Annotated in this window: 17 protein-coding genes and 1 pseudogene; 14 read left to right on the top strand and 4 right to left on the bottom strand. The window is 58.6% G+C overall.

Going from position 1 to position 15,389, the window contains the following annotated elements:
* Window positions 1-53 precede the first annotated feature (53 nt).
* Window positions 54-923, top strand: coding sequence for a non-homologous end joining protein Ku (gene ku, locus Q2941_RS01975; protein ID WP_458191444.1), 870 nt, complete (start codon window positions 54-56; stop codon window positions 921-923).
* A gap of 337 nt (window positions 924-1,260) precedes the next feature.
* Here the strand turns inward: ku and Q2941_RS01980 are convergent.
* The 3 genes and pseudogenes from Q2941_RS01980 to Q2941_RS01990 all read right to left on the bottom strand — a co-directional run.
* Window positions 1,261-1,383: pseudogene (locus Q2941_RS01980) on the bottom strand (glycosyltransferase family 4 protein); the annotation flags it as partial.
* 591 nt (window positions 1,384-1,974) lie between these two features.
* Window positions 1,975-2,208: a DUF6894 family protein gene (locus Q2941_RS01985; RefSeq protein ID WP_458191445.1), complete on the bottom strand. Its 234-nt coding sequence runs from the start codon at window positions 2,206-2,208 to the stop codon at window positions 1,975-1,977.
* A gap of 365 nt (window positions 2,209-2,573) precedes the next feature.
* Complete coding sequence (locus Q2941_RS01990; RefSeq protein ID WP_458191446.1) at window positions 2,574-2,798, bottom strand: hypothetical protein; 225 nt, start codon at window positions 2,796-2,798, stop codon at window positions 2,574-2,576.
* A 323-nt stretch (window positions 2,799-3,121) separates the two neighbouring features.
* Between Q2941_RS01990 and Q2941_RS01995 the strand changes: the two genes are divergently transcribed.
* The 7 genes from Q2941_RS01995 (at window position 3,122) to Q2941_RS02025 (ending at window position 11,090) form a co-directional block, all read left to right on the top strand.
* Entirely contained in the window at window positions 3,122-4,846 is a 1,725-nt protein-coding gene (locus Q2941_RS01995; RefSeq protein ID WP_458191447.1) for a PAS domain-containing sensor histidine kinase, read from the top strand.
* A gap of 57 nt (window positions 4,847-4,903) precedes the next feature.
* The gene (locus tag Q2941_RS02000) at window positions 4,904-5,083 is read left to right on the top strand and encodes a hypothetical protein (RefSeq protein ID WP_458191448.1); all 180 of its coding nucleotides are present in this window, start codon (window positions 4,904-4,906) and stop codon (window positions 5,081-5,083) included.
* A gap of 805 nt (window positions 5,084-5,888) precedes the next feature.
* Window positions 5,889-6,161, top strand: coding sequence for a PRC-barrel domain-containing protein (locus Q2941_RS02005; RefSeq protein ID WP_458191571.1), 273 nt, complete (start codon window positions 5,889-5,891; stop codon window positions 6,159-6,161).
* Window positions 6,162-6,952: 791 nt separating this feature from the next.
* Window positions 6,953-7,228 carry a universal stress protein gene (locus Q2941_RS02010; RefSeq protein ID WP_458191449.1) on the top strand — a complete coding sequence of 92 codons (276 nt, stop codon included), beginning with the start codon at window positions 6,953-6,955 and terminating at the stop codon, window positions 7,226-7,228.
* 90 nt (window positions 7,229-7,318) lie between these two features.
* Entirely contained in the window at window positions 7,319-7,747 is a 429-nt protein-coding gene (locus Q2941_RS02015) for an Hsp20/alpha crystallin family protein (RefSeq protein ID WP_458191450.1), read from the top strand.
* A complete protein-coding gene (gene lon / locus Q2941_RS02020; RefSeq protein ID WP_458191451.1) occupies window positions 7,740-10,175 on the top strand; it encodes an endopeptidase La in 2,436 nt (811 codons plus the stop codon). The genes Q2941_RS02015 and lon overlap by 8 nt, the downstream gene beginning before the upstream one ends.
* Window positions 10,176-10,460: 285 nt before the next feature.
* Complete coding sequence (locus Q2941_RS02025) at window positions 10,461-11,090, top strand: response regulator transcription factor (protein WP_458191452.1); 630 nt, start codon at window positions 10,461-10,463, stop codon at window positions 11,088-11,090.
* Window positions 11,091-11,092: 2 nt separating this feature from the next.
* Here Q2941_RS02025 and Q2941_RS02030 read toward each other — a convergent pair whose 3' ends face one another.
* A complete protein-coding gene (locus Q2941_RS02030) occupies window positions 11,093-11,782 on the bottom strand; it encodes a helix-turn-helix domain-containing protein (protein ID WP_458191453.1) in 690 nt (229 codons plus the stop codon).
* A 264-nt stretch (window positions 11,783-12,046) separates the two neighbouring features.
* Here Q2941_RS02030 and Q2941_RS02035 point away from each other — a divergent pair, with 264 nt between their 5' ends.
* The 6 genes from Q2941_RS02035 to Q2941_RS02060 all read left to right on the top strand — a co-directional run bounded on the left by Q2941_RS02035 (window position 12,047) and on the right by Q2941_RS02060 (window position 15,340).
* Window positions 12,047-12,190, top strand: a complete 144-nt coding sequence (locus Q2941_RS02035) for a hypothetical protein (protein WP_458191454.1) — start codon at window positions 12,047-12,049, stop codon at window positions 12,188-12,190.
* On the top strand, window positions 12,156-12,695 hold the full coding sequence (locus Q2941_RS02040) for a DsbA family protein (protein WP_458191455.1): 540 nt from the start codon (window positions 12,156-12,158) through the stop codon (window positions 12,693-12,695). Before Q2941_RS02035 ends, Q2941_RS02040 begins: the two co-directional genes overlap by 35 nt.
* Window positions 12,696-12,817: 122 nt before the next feature.
* Window positions 12,818-13,309, top strand: a complete 492-nt coding sequence (locus tag Q2941_RS02045) for a PRC-barrel domain-containing protein (RefSeq protein WP_458191456.1) — start codon at window positions 12,818-12,820, stop codon at window positions 13,307-13,309.
* Between the two features lie 21 nt (window positions 13,310-13,330).
* Window positions 13,331-13,981 carry a hypothetical protein gene (locus tag Q2941_RS02050; RefSeq protein WP_458191457.1) on the top strand — a complete coding sequence of 217 codons (651 nt, stop codon included), beginning with the start codon at window positions 13,331-13,333 and terminating at the stop codon, window positions 13,979-13,981.
* A gap of 186 nt (window positions 13,982-14,167) precedes the next feature.
* The gene (locus tag Q2941_RS02055) at window positions 14,168-14,824 is read left to right on the top strand and encodes a BON domain-containing protein (RefSeq protein WP_458191572.1); all 657 of its coding nucleotides are present in this window, start codon (window positions 14,168-14,170) and stop codon (window positions 14,822-14,824) included.
* Window positions 14,825-14,869: 45 nt separating this feature from the next.
* The gene (locus Q2941_RS02060; RefSeq protein ID WP_458191458.1) at window positions 14,870-15,340 is read left to right on the top strand and encodes an Hsp20/alpha crystallin family protein; all 471 of its coding nucleotides are present in this window, start codon (window positions 14,870-14,872) and stop codon (window positions 15,338-15,340) included.
* Window positions 15,341-15,389: the final 49 nt, after the last annotated feature.

Genomic DNA, 15,389 nt, shown 5'->3' on the forward strand with positions numbered 1-15,389 from the left:
AGAAACTCGTTGCAACTGGCCGACACACGATAGATTAGCGAATGGAGAGGCTGATGGCCCCACGTGCTTACTGGAAGGGCTATCTGCGTGTGTCGCTAGTGTCGTGTCCGATCCAGCTGTTCCCAGCGATCTCTGACCGCGAGAAGGTCCGATTTCATCTGATCAACAAGAATACCGGACACCGGATCAAATACTGCAAGCTGGATGCCGAGACCGGGAAGCAGGTCGACCCGGAAGACATTGTCATGGGCTACGAAGTCGGTAGGGGGCAATATGTCGCCCTCACCGAGGATGATCTCAAGACGATCGAGATCGAAGGGACGCATACAATCGAGATCGATCAGTTCGTGCCACGAAACGAGATTGACGATCTCTATTTGAGCCGTCCCTACTACATGACCCCGGCGGGGGAAATCGGCCGGCAAGCGTACGTGGTCATCAGAGAGGCAATCAGGAAAGAGGGCATGGTAGCGCTCGGCAGGGTGGTGCTCACGACGCGCGAACATGTCATGGCGATTGAGCCGCGTGGCAAGGGCCTGATGGGCGTGACGCTGCGATATCCCTATGAAATCCGGAACGAGAGGGATTATTTCGGTGATCTGCTAGAGGAGAGAGCACCGAGAGAAATGCTTGAGCTAGCGAGGAAAATACTCGCGATGAAGGCTGGTCACTTTCATCCCGAACAATTCGAGGATCACTACGAGCGAGCCCTGCGAGCGTTGATTAAGAGGAAACGACGCGGCGAAAAGATCGATAAACCGCCAAAGGAGCGGCCCTCGGCTGAGGTTGTTGACCTGATGGAAGCATTGCGCCAAAGCGCGGAAGGTGGCCGCAGCACGCCCTTAACACATCATCAGCGTGTCACTGGACACAAGCGAGCCCCAGTGAGACGGTCGTCGATGCGAGCTAGGAAGGCAAGCTAATTGGCGTTGAGTAGACGGCTCAGAGGCCCGAGAAGTGTCCGGTGTCTCGGGGCCTCTAGGTCCCGTCGCAACTCGCTCACCGAGCGGCTTGGCTTATTGCAATTCTTGCCACCTCTCGGGCTGGCTGAATTGATCCAGCGCAAGCATCAGGGATTATGGTGTCAGCTTACAATTTCGGACATTCGCCTCTTCCGAACACCAGCCGAACCTGCGATATTTCTCCGATCCTGCGCCTAGGATCGTGGCCGACCTCCTCAAGGGAGAGGGCAGAACGGTCGAATGGCGCTCCCCCGAGGAAGAATTCATAAGGGATGATGGGCGTGCGTCGCAGCCGTAGCAAGGTGACATCGTGCCCCAACTCCACCAGCTCGTCCACCAACCAAGCAACGACGCGCTTCGTTCCATCATACAGCTGGGGAGGGATGCTTTCAGCCAAGGAAGCAATCTGTACGATCCGCATGCTTTATCCGACTTGAACAATCGTCTCCGATGAACGAATCTTGCAATCTATCGCTTCGGCGCATTTTTCCGCGCCCACAGCCACGCATTCATGCCTGCAGCTGTATCAACCTGCCTGATTTTCCTGACCAATACATCCCTTTCGGAACCGCCGGGCAGCTTCGCGATCTCTCGTTCCAGCCGCTCTTTTGCTACCGCTAGCTGGTCTTCAAAACTGTGTGGCTTTGATCGACGACGCATGGCGATCAGGACCTGTATCGGGCACGACCGTCAGACGTGGGCTGGACGGTGCCCGCGAAAGACGGCCTAACGTTCCTTGTGATTTGCGCTTGCTTACGCAAGTCCGCTGCAAACTCGCGAAGCTCCCGCGCCAGCCTGTCGTTGTAGATTCGCGCCTCACGATCCGTAGCCAGATCAGCAATCAAGGCCGATTCAGACGCCTGGGTCTCTATTTCATCGATCCGTTTCTGAATGTCCTGCATGCGACGCCTCGATACGCTTTCTCCAACGACTGGTAACTACTAAAAAACCGACGCAGCCGGAAATTCAGTAATTTTACGTAGCTGCCTGTCCAGTCGATCATCGAGAGTAATTAGAACTTTTCGATGATTATCTTTCCTCTGACCACAAACAGGGTGCGCTCGCCGTCCGAGATTTCAGTGGCAACGAAGTTGTCGTTGTCCCTCTCGCGGATCGCTGCCCTTAAACGAGCGGGCGCGTGGCGAATGGCGCAGGTACAAGCTTCGGCGGCGCTGCGAAGGATCGTGCCTTTTCGATCTTCGGATCGCCGGCCGTTCGAATACTGATGAAAGTAATATCGCGGCATGGTCAACTCCCTCGGTCAGGGAGAGTGATGCAGGGGTCAACGCCCAAAGTCGCAATAGGTTGTTCGCAACTTTCGAAGTTGCCGGTGCACCGGATTTTCCCGAAAAACACCACTGTCATAAACCGCAACAAGTGCAGACTTATCCCGACGACAATTGTCACATTTCCATCACGAACAGATGCGTGCGTAGCAAATCATGATCTCGGCGCTAAACTTGGTAGCGTCAAGGGCGCATACGGTGACGTCGTCGAATTTTGGTCAGATCAGATTGAAGCGGCTCTCATACTCGATCTGATCCGTCACGCCCGGAAGGTCGTGAAACGACCACTCCTGATTAGACTACAGGCGCGACCTCATAACGCTCATTATCGAGGGCAACTCGCCTGTATAGATTGGCAAGCATCCGGCGCTGATGTCAAAGTAGCCAGCGACGACGTGCATGCTCCCTGGCGCAAGACTTCGAGCTGGGCCGATTTCTTGGCGGTATCGACGTCGATGCTGGCCTGGGTGAGGCGAGCCCGCCGCTCATCGCCATCGTTCTTGTCAATGATGTGCACCAGTTTATCACCAGTCTCGAATGCTTTCGCCATGAATGGAAGCATCACGCGATACTTCTGACTGTCAACAAACACGCTGGCGCTTGCACCCGCACGCTCGCATCGTCGTACCGTTGTTCACCATATTTGCAGCCATGGGCTTCACTCTGGTCGGTCGCAGATGCCATGACAGTTTGCGGGGTTTGAGGGCGTGAAAGCGATTACGTAAAAATACGTAATGCGCCGTCGATTTCCGCCGAGCTTAAGCGGTATGAATGCGCTGCCCCACCGAACTTTCTTGACAGGCTGAGCGTTCACCGGTCACACGTAGACCATGGCGGCCAAACGCTACCGACAAGCCCGCAGGTTCCATCGCCATGACGTGGGTAGAAAACAACTCTCACTTGCACGATCTGCGGAAATGCCTACGCGATCTGATCGCACTTTCCACGCTGCCCGCCATCTGGAAGGACTATCAGCCACAACAGATCGCCGACAGCGTGTCGGCAGCCTTGCTTACGATGCTAAGCGCCGACTTCGTCTACGTGACACTGCCGGGTACAAGGAACGATCCGTCAGTGGAAGTGACCCGTTCTGGTAGCCGGATGTCGGCGGCCTTTGTAAGCGCCGTCGAGAGCGCCGTACGCGGCAACGGATCGGGGCGCAGCGAACAAACGATGTCGATCGCTGACCCGATTGGAGCGGGCGAGCTCGCCGTCGTTTCAGTGCCCATCGGCTTCACCGGCACCGCGAAGGTGGTGGCTGGATCGCTTCGATCCAGGTTTCCAAACGAAAAAGAGCGTCTGTTACTTGGCATTGCCGCCAACGACGCCACTCTCGCAGTGAGCCGCTGGCAATCCGAGACAGCAGAAGAACGGCGTCTGATGACGGTCATCGAGCGATCATCCGAATTCATTGGCTTCGGCACAATGGAAGGTATTCCGCAATACATCAATCCGGCCGGCCGCAACTTGGTCGGGCTGCCCCGCAACGCGCCAATCTCGCAGCTCCTGATCTTCGATATCATTGCCGAGCGTGATCGCGAGCATGCGCGCGAAACGCTGTTGCCGATCGTGCTGCAAACCGGCCGATGGCTTGGCGAGCTGGATTTCCAGCATTTTCAGACCGGCGAGACCATTCCATTCTTTGTCGATTGGTTTCGGATCGACGATCCGCGCACCGGGCGGCCGAGGAACCTAGCCACAGTGAGCCGCGATCTCCGGGATCAGAAGAAACTGGAGGCTGACCTGCGCCAGGTGAACGAGTCGCTCGAGCGGCGCGTTATCGAGCAGACGACCGAACTCAGCGCACAAATTGCGGAGCGCGAGCGCGCCGATGCCCGCACGCGAGATCTGCAGCAGGAGCTACTGCATGCATCTCGCCTAAGCGTTGCCGGTCAAATGGCCGGTGCGCTCGCGCATGAAATCAGCCAGCCTCTAACCGCTCTCACCAACTCCGTTAACGCCGTGCGCAGGATGATGGCTAACGGTAACGCTCACCGCATCGACGCCTATCATGAAATCATGGACGAGGCTGCAGAACTGGCGCTTCGCATCGGCCGGATCATTGGGCGTCTGCACGAATTCGTCACCCGCGACGAAGCGGAAATGCGCGTCGAAACGCTTTCCGTTCTCATTCGTGATGCAAGTGACTTCGCGCTGGCGGGCAGCGCCGCGCGGACCGCTCAGGTCAGGTTCTCCTTTGATCCGAAGGCCGAGAATGTGCTGGCAAACCGGGTTCAGGTACAACAATTGCTGGTCAACCTGCTGCGGAACGCCAATGAAGCGATGACGGGTGGTAGCCGCTATGACCTCGGAGTAACGACCGCGTTGCTCGATGATGGGTTTGTCGAGATCGCTGTTGCCGACCGTGGCCCGGGACTACCGGCCGAAATCGCCAACCATCTTTTCGAGGCATTTCGATCGACCAAGCGCAATGGCATGGGACTCGGTCTTACGATCTGCAAGTCAATTGCCGAAGCGCACGGCGGCACGCTGCGATACGAACCAAACGCCGGAGGCGGAACGATCTTCCGGTTTACCCTGCCTTCTCTGCCAAAGAACGTGTCGGCCGATGGAGAAAAAAGCGATTGGTCGGTTTGACAACGGTCAACGCCTATTGAAGTCTCCTGGACTAAGCAGGAAATCCGGAGTGAGAAGATGCTTATATTCGGTGAACCTCGCCAACTTGATGATGGACTGCCACGCAAGACCGAGGATGACATCCAGCAGGAGTTGCTTGGACCGCGTGGTGTTCCCGGCAAGCCATCGCCGGCAAAAATGACGCCGCAACGCGCGAAGAAGACGCCGACATATCCGGATCCGCCGCACACGGCTTAGCAATATCCCGCTGCGTTCAATTACTGATGCCAGCGTTGGCCATTCGCGCGCACCATTCAATTCCCGCAAATCTTGACGATGGTCAACGCTCGGCCAGCCGCCTTGCCGTTTCCTTGCCGGTACCGGTGGCCGACGCACCACGCCGGGACCATTGGCGGCCTCGGCTCCCGATCCAGGAGATAACACGATGAACAGACTCCTTTGCGCAGGCACCGTCGCCCCTTGCACTTCTTGGCAGCACAGGTTTCGCCGCCGCCCAGAAGCCCGATACCGCCCAAGCCGATCTCACGTCGAGTCAGCAACAAATGATTAGCCAGAGACTTGCCTCCTCGCTATCACAGCCCGCGCCCGGCGGCACGCAACCGCGGGTCGGAAGCAAGCTGCCGGATTCGATGAACACGCAAGCGCTTCCCAACCATGTCACAGACCGGGTGCCGGAGGTAAAAGGCCTTCTCTTTGTAAAACTGCCCGATCTTTGTAAAACTGCCCGACCGCATCGTGTTGATCGATCCTGATACGAAACTCGTGACCGAGATCGTCAGGGAGCCAACTACCAGTGGCTCAAGCTCCGATAATACCGTCCGTCGTTCAAACTGTGGCACCGGCACCGCACCCCCCATGTCAGTAACGCGCAAACGCCTACGGCATTCGACGGAAGCCTCTCCAAGGAGGGCCTCCTTCGCCGTGGCTTGCTGCGGTTGCTGTTGTCCTCGTCTGTCTGCCGGGGCAATACTCGGCGGCGCAACCAGTCGGCCTGGTTACGCTTGATGTCAACGAGGTCGCGAACGGCTATCCCGCCGAAACGCTGAAGTTGAAGACAATCGTCAACGACAAGAACGAGACGATCGGGAAGATCAACGATTTCATCTTCAGCAAGGACGGACGTATCTTTGCAGTGCTTTCCGTCCGCGATTTCATCGGGGCCGGACCACACCTGGTCGCCGTTCCCTTCAACAGTTTGAAGCTGGACGAATCGCGCGGCTTCATCGTGCTTCCGGGAGCAAGTCGCGCGGCATTGGAGAAACTGCCGGTCTACTTGTACAACGCGCACACTCAGACGTCCTCGTCCCCGCGCTGATCGCGGTCGCGCATTAACCAGTAGACGACGCCCAGCGCTCCACGAGCACGCGGGTCATGAAAGGTTGAACGGAAATTGAGCGTTGTCAATGCGCGGCCCTGTTCTATTCGTAGTGTTGGACAACCGGCAGTATCCTCCTGTCGGTGTCCCTTCCCCGGGTCTTTCCTCCCCCAGACTTGGACCGCCGGCGAAATCCGAGCGGTCCTTCTTCTTCGGCGTGCTGGCGGCGTCCTGCGAGGTCATTATGATCAAGGACATCTTGGTTCGGTTGGATGGGACAGCAGGAGACTTCGCGCGGCTGGCCGCTGTCAGCCAGATCGCCGCAACTTTCGAAAGTCATATCACCGGGCTGCTGTTCAACGTCTTGCCGGCGGCTATATCCGATGTGGTCCAGGATGCGGGGTCCAGCGGACCGGCAACACTGCTGCACGATGCAAGGAAGGCCGGCGACGCCGTCGAAGCCACGGTGCTGCAGCGGCTGGAGCGGTTGCGGCAACCAACCTTCCTCCGGCGGTTCGATGTGGAAGGCGAACGCGACGTCGCCGATACTGCTTCGCTCCTGGCACGTGCCGCCGACACCTTCGTGGCGCTTCGCCCGAACGGCCGACCAAACGAACCGCGGAGTCTGATCGAAGAACTCCTCTACGGCGCGGGACGTCATCTGTTTCTGGTTCCGGAAGACAAAAAACCATGGCGCCCCTCGATCATGTCGTGGTTGCCTGGAACGGAAGCCTCGCGCGCTGTCCGACTCCCTCCCCTATCTGCAGCGAGCGAGGAAAGTCTGGCTTCTCGTGGTGGAAAACGAACAACCGGCCGAAACCGATGCGCTGAGGGCCAACGATGCCGCGCAGCATCTGCGGCATCACGGCATCAACGCGGTGAAGTATCGCGCGGTCGGAGAGGACGACGAAATTGCCGACATCGTGATCGAGGAATGCCGGCGGCTGGGCGCCGACCTGCTCGTGATTGGCAGCTATGGCCACTCGCGCCTGCACGAACTGTTGCCAGGCAGCACGACCTCACGACTCCTGCATCATTCACCGGTACCGCTGGTCATCACCCACTAGGACGGTCCCGCGATGGCTGCCGGTTGACGATCGTCAAGGTGACCTCTCGAGTTGCGTCATAGGCTCGACGGGCACGCGCACGAGGATGACATGGCCGCAGTCGATCCAGGAACTCTTATGTGGGCCACTGCCTGCGAAATGATCGAACGCGCCGAGCGCTTGCATCGTCAATTCTTCCGGCCGATGACCGCCATCGCTTCCGCGGCCTTTTGGGAGCCTCCAATCGATATCGTTGCGACCGATTCCGAGGCTCGAATAACGGTCGCGCTTCCGGGCGTCGACCGCGACGACCTGAAAGTGACGATCGATGATGATGGCGTTTCGGTCGTTGGCCTTCGCCAACAGGGCACGATTCCGCGCGATGGCACCGCGGTCCGTCTCGAAATCCCCTACGGGAGATTCGAGCGCCGGATTGCGTTTCCGACTACGGACCTACGGTTCGGTCAATCGGAATACCGCAACGGATGTCTCGTGCTGACCTTCTTCAAGCAATCGATGGAAGGACCGATCGATGGCTGACGCATCCAAACGCGAATCCGGCACCACGACCGATCAAAGCCCGGCTGCCGTGCCCGAGGATGCAATCATTATCTTGCCGATTCGCAATATGCTGCTGTTCCCCGGTATCGTGCTGCCTTTGACGATTGCCCGGCCGTCGTCCATCGCTGCCGTACAGGAAGCCGTCCGCAGTTGCCGCAAAATCGGTCTGCTGCTGCAGAACGACCCTGCCGTTGAGCAGCCGAGGCCTGAGGATCTGCGCCATGTGGGCACGGTGGCCGAAATCCTGCGCTATGTGACTTCCGAGGCGACCCATTATGCGATCTGCCGCGGCGTAAGACGATTCCGCGTCAAGGAATTTCTTTCCGGTTTTCCCTACATCGTAGCGCGCATCGAGGAGGCCGGCATATCCGAGGTGATGACCCCCGAAGTCGAGGCGCGCATGAGTCTGCTCAAGACGCGGGCCCGGGAAGCGATCCAGTTGCTACCGAACCTTCCGCCGGAAATTCCAGCGGCCATCGAAGGCCTGGATTCGCCGTCCGTGTTCGCCGATTTTCTCAGCGGCATCATCGATATTCCTGTTGGCGAGAAGCAGGATCTGCTCGAAACCTTCGACGTAACCCAGCTTCTCGACAAGCTGCTCGGCCTGTTGGCGAAGCGAATCCAGGTCCTGCAGCTTTCAAAGGCAATTGGCGAACAGACGCAACAGACCCTTTCGTCGCAGCAGCGCGAGCACATTCTTCGCGAACAGCTTCGGCAGATTCAGAAGGAACTAGGTGACGACGACGCCAAGTCCATCGAGCTGAAGGAACTCAATCACAAGATCGACAAGGCCGGAATGCCGAAGGAGGCCGAGGAGCAGGCCAGGCGGGAATTGAAAAGGCTCGAACGCATGCCGGAGGCCGCGGCAGAGTACGGGATGACGCGAAGCTACCTCGAATGGCTGACCGAGCTGCCTTGGTCGAAGCTGGATCCGGAGCAAATCGACATCGTCGAAGCGCGGCGAATTCTCGATGACGATCACTATGGCCTTGAGAAGGTGAAGCGGCGAATTCTTGAACACCTTGCTGTGCGCAAGCTCAATCCGGAAGGCAAGAGCCCAATACTCTGCTTTGTCGGACCTCCAGGCGTCGGCAAGACCTCACTCGGCCAAAGCATCGCCCGCGCCACGGGACGCAAGTTCGTGAGACTGAGCCTCGGCGGCGTCCATGACGAAAGCGAAATACGCGGACACCGCCGAACCTATATCGGCGCACTGCCGGGGAACGTCATCCAGTCGATCCGGAAGGCAGGAACGCGCAACCCGGTGATGATGCTGGACGAGATGGACAAGCTGGGTGCGGGATTTCACGGCGACCCGGCGGCGGCGCTGCTCGAAGTGCTCGACCCCGAGCAGAACGCGGCGTTTCGCGACAACTACCTTGCGATTCCCTTTGATCTCTCCAAGGTCATGCTGATTGGCACCGCCAACGTGATCGAAAATATCCCGGCCGCGGTGCGCGACCGGATGGAGATCATCGAGATGCCGGGTTACATCGAGGAGGATAAGCTGGCGATCGCCAAGCGCTATCTCCTCGCGCGTCAACTGAAGTCCGCTGGTCTAACCAGCGAGCAATGTGAAATCTCCGACGACGTCATTACGGCCGTCATCCGCAACTACACGCGCGAAGCCGGTGTGCGGAACCTGGAGCGGCATATCGGCGCCATTTGCCGGCACGCGGCTATGCGGATAGCCGAGGCGAGCGTCACACGCTTTGTCGCCGCGCCGACGGACCTTCCTGCCATTCTGGGGCCGCGGCGTTTCGAGCAGGAAGTCGCGATGCGAACCAGCGTGCCCGGAGTCGCTACTGGCCTCGCCTGGACTCCCACCGGCGGTGATATTCTCTTTGTCGAGGCGACCAGCATTCCCGGCCGGGGCAAACTGATCCTCACCGGTCAGCTGGGTGAGGTGATGAAGGAAAGCGCGCAGGCGGCGCTCTCCCTCGTCAAGTCGCGCGCCATTGAATTTGGCATCGATACGATCGCGCTGCAGAAGTCCGATGTCCACGTTCACGTCCCGGCCGGCGCCATTCCCAAGGATGGCCCAAGCGCGGGCGTCGCTATGTTTCTGGCACTGACTTCACTTCTGACCCGCCGCACGGTCCGGAGCGATACAGCGATGACCGGCGAGATATCGCTGCGCGGCCTGGTCCTCCCGATCGGTGGCGTGAAGGAGAAAGTGCTTGGCGCGCTCCAGGCAGGGATTACCACGATCATGCTCCCTGCCCGCAATCGAAGGGATATCGAGGATGTCCCTGAAAATGCGCGCAGCCGATTGCGCTTCATATGGCTTGAGCGGGTCGACGACGCGATTGACGCTGCACTAAATCCTCTGCAGGCGCGCGACCCCCGCTTCGAAGGCACGCCGCACGTGGCGGCCGCGGGACGGCAGGCAGCGCGTTCCCAATAACTGGCGACTTCTGCAAGCGCACAGCGACCATGTCACCTCTTTATGGATTCTGCCGGCGATGGATCATCGTGTGACAGCCGGTTCCGAGCATCACGAGCTTTTCGCAACCTGCGTTGCCGGCACAGGCGGCCGGCCTCACCACGCCACATTGTCGCAGGACATCAATTTTGGCATTGATTATTTCCCAACTCAGTACCAACTTGTGCAAGCGCACAGTCACTTGACGGTCGCACCAGGTGTGAGGCAGGGGCCAATATTCGTTCATCCTTTCCGGACGACTTGCCGATGCCTGCTGGACGAACCGTCTATGTTCTCGACGACGATGAGTCAGTCCGCCGCTCTCTGGAGCGACTTTTGCGCTCGGCGAACTTGGAGCCCGTTACCTTCGAACATCCGGGCGCGTTTCTCACAGCTGCAAAAACAATCAAGGCGGGTTGCCTCTTGCTGGATATCCGCTTGCAAGGCATGAACGGCCTGGAGGTCCAGCAACGTCTCAACACGATCAGACGCGATCTTCCGGTAATCGTGGTGACTGCTCAGGGCGATATTCAAACAGCGGTCCACGCGATGAAGGCGGGCGCGATCGATTTCCTGGAAAAGCCATACAGCGACCGCGCGCTGCTGAGTTCGATCGAGATGGCCTTTGCAGGCAGGCAGTCCGATCGCAATGACGAGATCGCGGACGCAGCACGGCGGATTGCGGGTCTCAGTCCGCGCGAGCGGGACGTGCTTGACGGCTTGATCGACGGTCACTCCAACAAGGTGATTGCGTACAATCTCGGCCTCAGCGTGCGAACGGTCGAAGTTCACCGCGCGCGCATGATGGACCGGCTTGGCATGCGCCAACTCGCGGAAGCCCTTCGTTTGGGAATCATGGCGAGACTTAACAGGCTTCCGCCAGATGCCAAGGGATAGGGTTAGGCCCCTGCTCCCTGGCTTTCGCCAACATGGTCTTCCAGCGCGGCGCGGTTCAGGATCTTGACCGTACGTTTGCCCGCCAACGTAATGGCACCCCTCTGCTGCAGGTTGGTAAAGGAGCGACATACCGTCTCGACCGAAACCGCAAGGTAGTCAGCGATGTCGTAGCGCGAGATGGGTAGCACGACCTGTCCATCTTCGTCTGAGGACCGACCGTCGAGCGAAAGGAGAAAGGAACCGACCTTCTCAAGTGCGGTGACGCCGCCAATAATCATCAATTGGGCGCGGGATCTGGCTAACGCCTGGAAGGCTACGTCGCGGAGCTCCCGCGCGAACTCCGGATCACGCTCGGCCAGCCGTTCGATCCGCTCACCGGGATAACTGGCAAGCGCCGTTTCTTCCGCAATCGCTTCGATGGTGGCCTCGTCCCCATCGCCTGGCACGAAGAAGAAATCTCGGGGCAGCATCAGATCAAGGATTTGCCGCCGTCCATCGGTCCGGAGCGCGCACCTGCGAACCGCCCCGGAAATGACGCAATACCAGTGACCGGCGGAATTCACACTTCGTGGAATTTCCTGACCACGATTGCAAAGCACAATCTTGGCGAATGCATCTATTTGCTTCAACGAATGGGGCTGCCCCGAAAGAATCCGCCGATAGTAATCTATCGCATGCGCTCTCGTTTTCATGATTTCACCCTTTGTTTCGAAGGTCGCCGGCCCTACTTGGTTCCATAAAACATTGCAGGATGCCGGCGTTCCAAGGACTCGCGGGTTTTGCGTATCGTAAAATTACGTAACGCCGGCCGGATCTGCGGCCATCGCAGCTCCGTGTGCAGCCACGTTGAAGATTTGAAAGCCACACAATTGACAGCAATCAACGAAGCGAGCGGCGCATTCCTCTAGAACGGCATCGATTCAATTCGGGGCCACAACTCACGCACGAGGAAGACGATGTCATCCATCCTGACTGCCGGAATCGTCGCGCCGAACTTCACGCTCAATCCCGGCGCGGATGGGATTCTCGACGCTCTCGAACAACTCTCCGACAAGGCAAACGCACATGGCCAACTTGCAAATGCCGATCAACAAAAGTGACCATATCCGAGGAGCGGCCCACGCTGCGTTAAGTGTGGTGGAATATGGCGACTATCAATGCCCGTTTTGCGCTTCGGCGTGTGCCGTCGTCGACCAGGTGGAATCGTATTTCCAGGGACAGATGCGATTTGTCTTCCGCCATTTTCCGCTAACCGAAGTGCATCCCTATGCCCAGGTCGCGGCCGAAAGCGCCGAATTTGCGGGTTCGGCGGGCGTATTCTGGGAAATGCATGACGCGCTGTTTCGAAACCAGGCCGTCCTGAGTGTTGTGACGATCATATTGATTGCCGAGAAGCTAAGGCTTCCCGAGGCGATGCTGCGCCATGCTCTCGAAACGGGACAGTTCAGAAGCAAAGTACGGAACGACTTCATGGGCGGTGTACGCAGTGGCGTAAACGGCACACCTGCCTTTTTTATCAATGGTATCCGTCATGATGGTCCGTTCGACTTCGCGTCCCTGGTGTCGGCAATTCAAACGCGCCTCACAGCCGACAGCCATGCCTGACAGACCAACAGGTCGGCTCGGACGTGCCGAGCGATTAGCGGCCCGCCGAATTGACAACGATCATCGCCGTTGTCCGGATTGAGAGCTTAATTCTGCAGTCACGATCAACCCAGGAGACACTCATGATTGCGTTCAACAGACTTGGAGCCTCTCTTGACTCTGACACCCGCATGGCATCGCCGCATTCACCCAGTCACGCGCTGACGGCACACAGGACTGCTCCCAACTGGATGATCTGGATTGCGCTCGCGTCGATCGCGGCATTCACTACCACTACCAGTACCACCCCGGCACTTCCGCAAGCCGGCGTAAGTCTCGTCAAGGTCGACTTCTCGGTCGTGGCCAACGGCTATCGCATGAGCAAGCTGCTGGGCAGCAACGTTATCAACGACAAGAACGAAAAGATCGGGACCCTCGATGATGTCATCGCGGACAAGAAGCAACTGAACTTTGCTGTGCTACAGGTCGGCGGGTTCCTCGGCGTCGGCGGCCGCCTGATAGTGGTGCCCTATGAGAGCCTCGTCATCGACGACAACGGACAAAAGATCACCCTGCCCGGCGCATCAAAGGAGGAACTGAAGAAGCTGACGGAATACCATTATAAATCGTCCTAGTTGGACCGGAGCGCACGCCCGATGTCCGAACCTTCAGATGTCCTTGACCGGCTCCGTACACGAGAGGTGACGGGCGTCTTCCATTCCCGGAGAGCGCTCGACACCGCCGCACAGGATTTGTTGTCCTCGGGATTTGACCGGGCCGACATCGACGTCAGCGCCTCGCCCGACGAACAGCAACGGCGGCTGAACTATCAGGCTATTCCGGCTGCCGACCTTGCCGACATACCGGCGGCGGCGCGGAGGCCCTACGTAGGCGGGGACGATCGGCTTGGCATCGAAGTCGTCACGGCCAGCGTTGTCGGCTCCGTTGTCGCCCTTGTCATGGCGTTCTACCTCATATCGCGTGAAATGACGCCACTGACCGTTATCGTCGTTTCCGTCCTAAGCGGGATCGTCGCGGCCGCCGCGGCGATACGACCGCTGCGACGGCTAATGCAGCGTGACCGGGTCCGCGGATTGGAACCTGTTGCCGAATGGGAAGGATTGCTGATCTGGGTACGGGTTCAGTCCCCGGAGAAGGAAGCCTTGGCCCAGGAAATTCTGCTTCGCCACGGCGGAGAAGCCGTTCACATCCACGAAATCGAAATCGCCAAGACGGCCGACGATCTCCCGCTTCACTCGCTGCGGCCGGATCCGTGGCTGGGGAACGAACCGCTCGGGCGGCCATAGTTCATCGTTCATCGGACCCAGCATTGCGGAGCCCCCTTGGCGAACGGCTTCATCGACCGCACAAACCTGGTGTGGAAGTTGATGATCGTCATGGCGGCATCCGTTGCCCGGCATAGATTCGGCTCCATCGGCAAAAATGATCCGCCGAGTCAGTTTGCCGAGTTTTGTGCCAACCAGGAGAACAACATGAAATCCGACAGCGATATAGAGCGCGATGTCCGAGACGAACTGAAATGGGATCCCGATCTGAATGCCGACGATATCGCCGTATCAGTCAAGAATGGTGTCGTCACGCTGGCGGGCTTCACCCACAGCTACGCCGATAGGCTTGAGGCCGAGACAGCCGCGAAGCGCGTGGCCGGTGTTCTTGCCGTCGCAAACGACATCGAAGTGCGGCTGCCGGCGATCGACCAGCGTCCGGATCCCGACATCGCCCGAGACGCAGTTGCCGCGCTGAAGTCACAACTGCCAATTTCGTACGACAAGATCAAGGTCATCGTCAAGGATGGCTGGATCACGCTCGAAGGCGCGGTGGAGTGGCAATACCAGAAGACCACCGCGGACACGGCGGTCCGCAAGGTCAAGGGCGTGAAGGGCGTTACCAACGTCATCACCGTGAAGCCCAAGGTCCAGCCCACCGACATCCAGCGCAAGATCCGGGATGCCTTCAAGCGCAGCGCCGAGGTGGACGCGGAGCGCATTACCGTGGAAGCGAAGGGCAGCGAAGTGGTGCTGGAAGGCATCGTTCGTTCCTGGATCGAGCGAGAGGAAGCCGAACGTGTCGCATGGTCGGCGCCCGGCGTCACGAAGGTCGAAGACCGGATTGTCGTCAAACCTTACTAGTCCTTCGCAAGCTAGCAGAACTTCACTCTATGAAGGAGAATTCCAATGAGGTTAAAATCACTGGTCCCATTTGGAGACGCCGGCGCATTGACGCGACCCGATTTCGGGCTGTTCGGTCTGCATCGGGAGATCGATCGGCTGTTTAGCGAGTTCGCGCAAGGCATCGGCCCAAGCGGCAAAGCGAACATCGTTCCGAACATCGAAATTTCCGAAAGCGACAAGGCGATCGAAGTTACCGCCGAGATGCCCGGACTCGAGCGCAAGGATGTCGAGATTTCGATCGAGGACGACGCTCTCACCATTCGTGGCGAGAAGAAGGTCGAAGAACAGCAGAAGGACAAGAATGTCCAGCACAGCGAGCGCAGCTATGGCGTGTTCTATCGCGTACTGCAATTGCCGTCCGGCATCGACCCTTCGAGCGTTCAGGCAACCATGTCGAACGGAGTCCTGAAGATCACGATTCCGAAGCCCGCCAAACCGGAGCCGAAGAAGATCGAGGTCAAGGAAGCCGCCTGAGCCCAGCGGCGGCAGGGCGCGCACGTCGTCGCTCTCCTCCCGGCGTTTT

The organism is Bradyrhizobium sp. UFLA05-153, assembly GCF_054185185.1.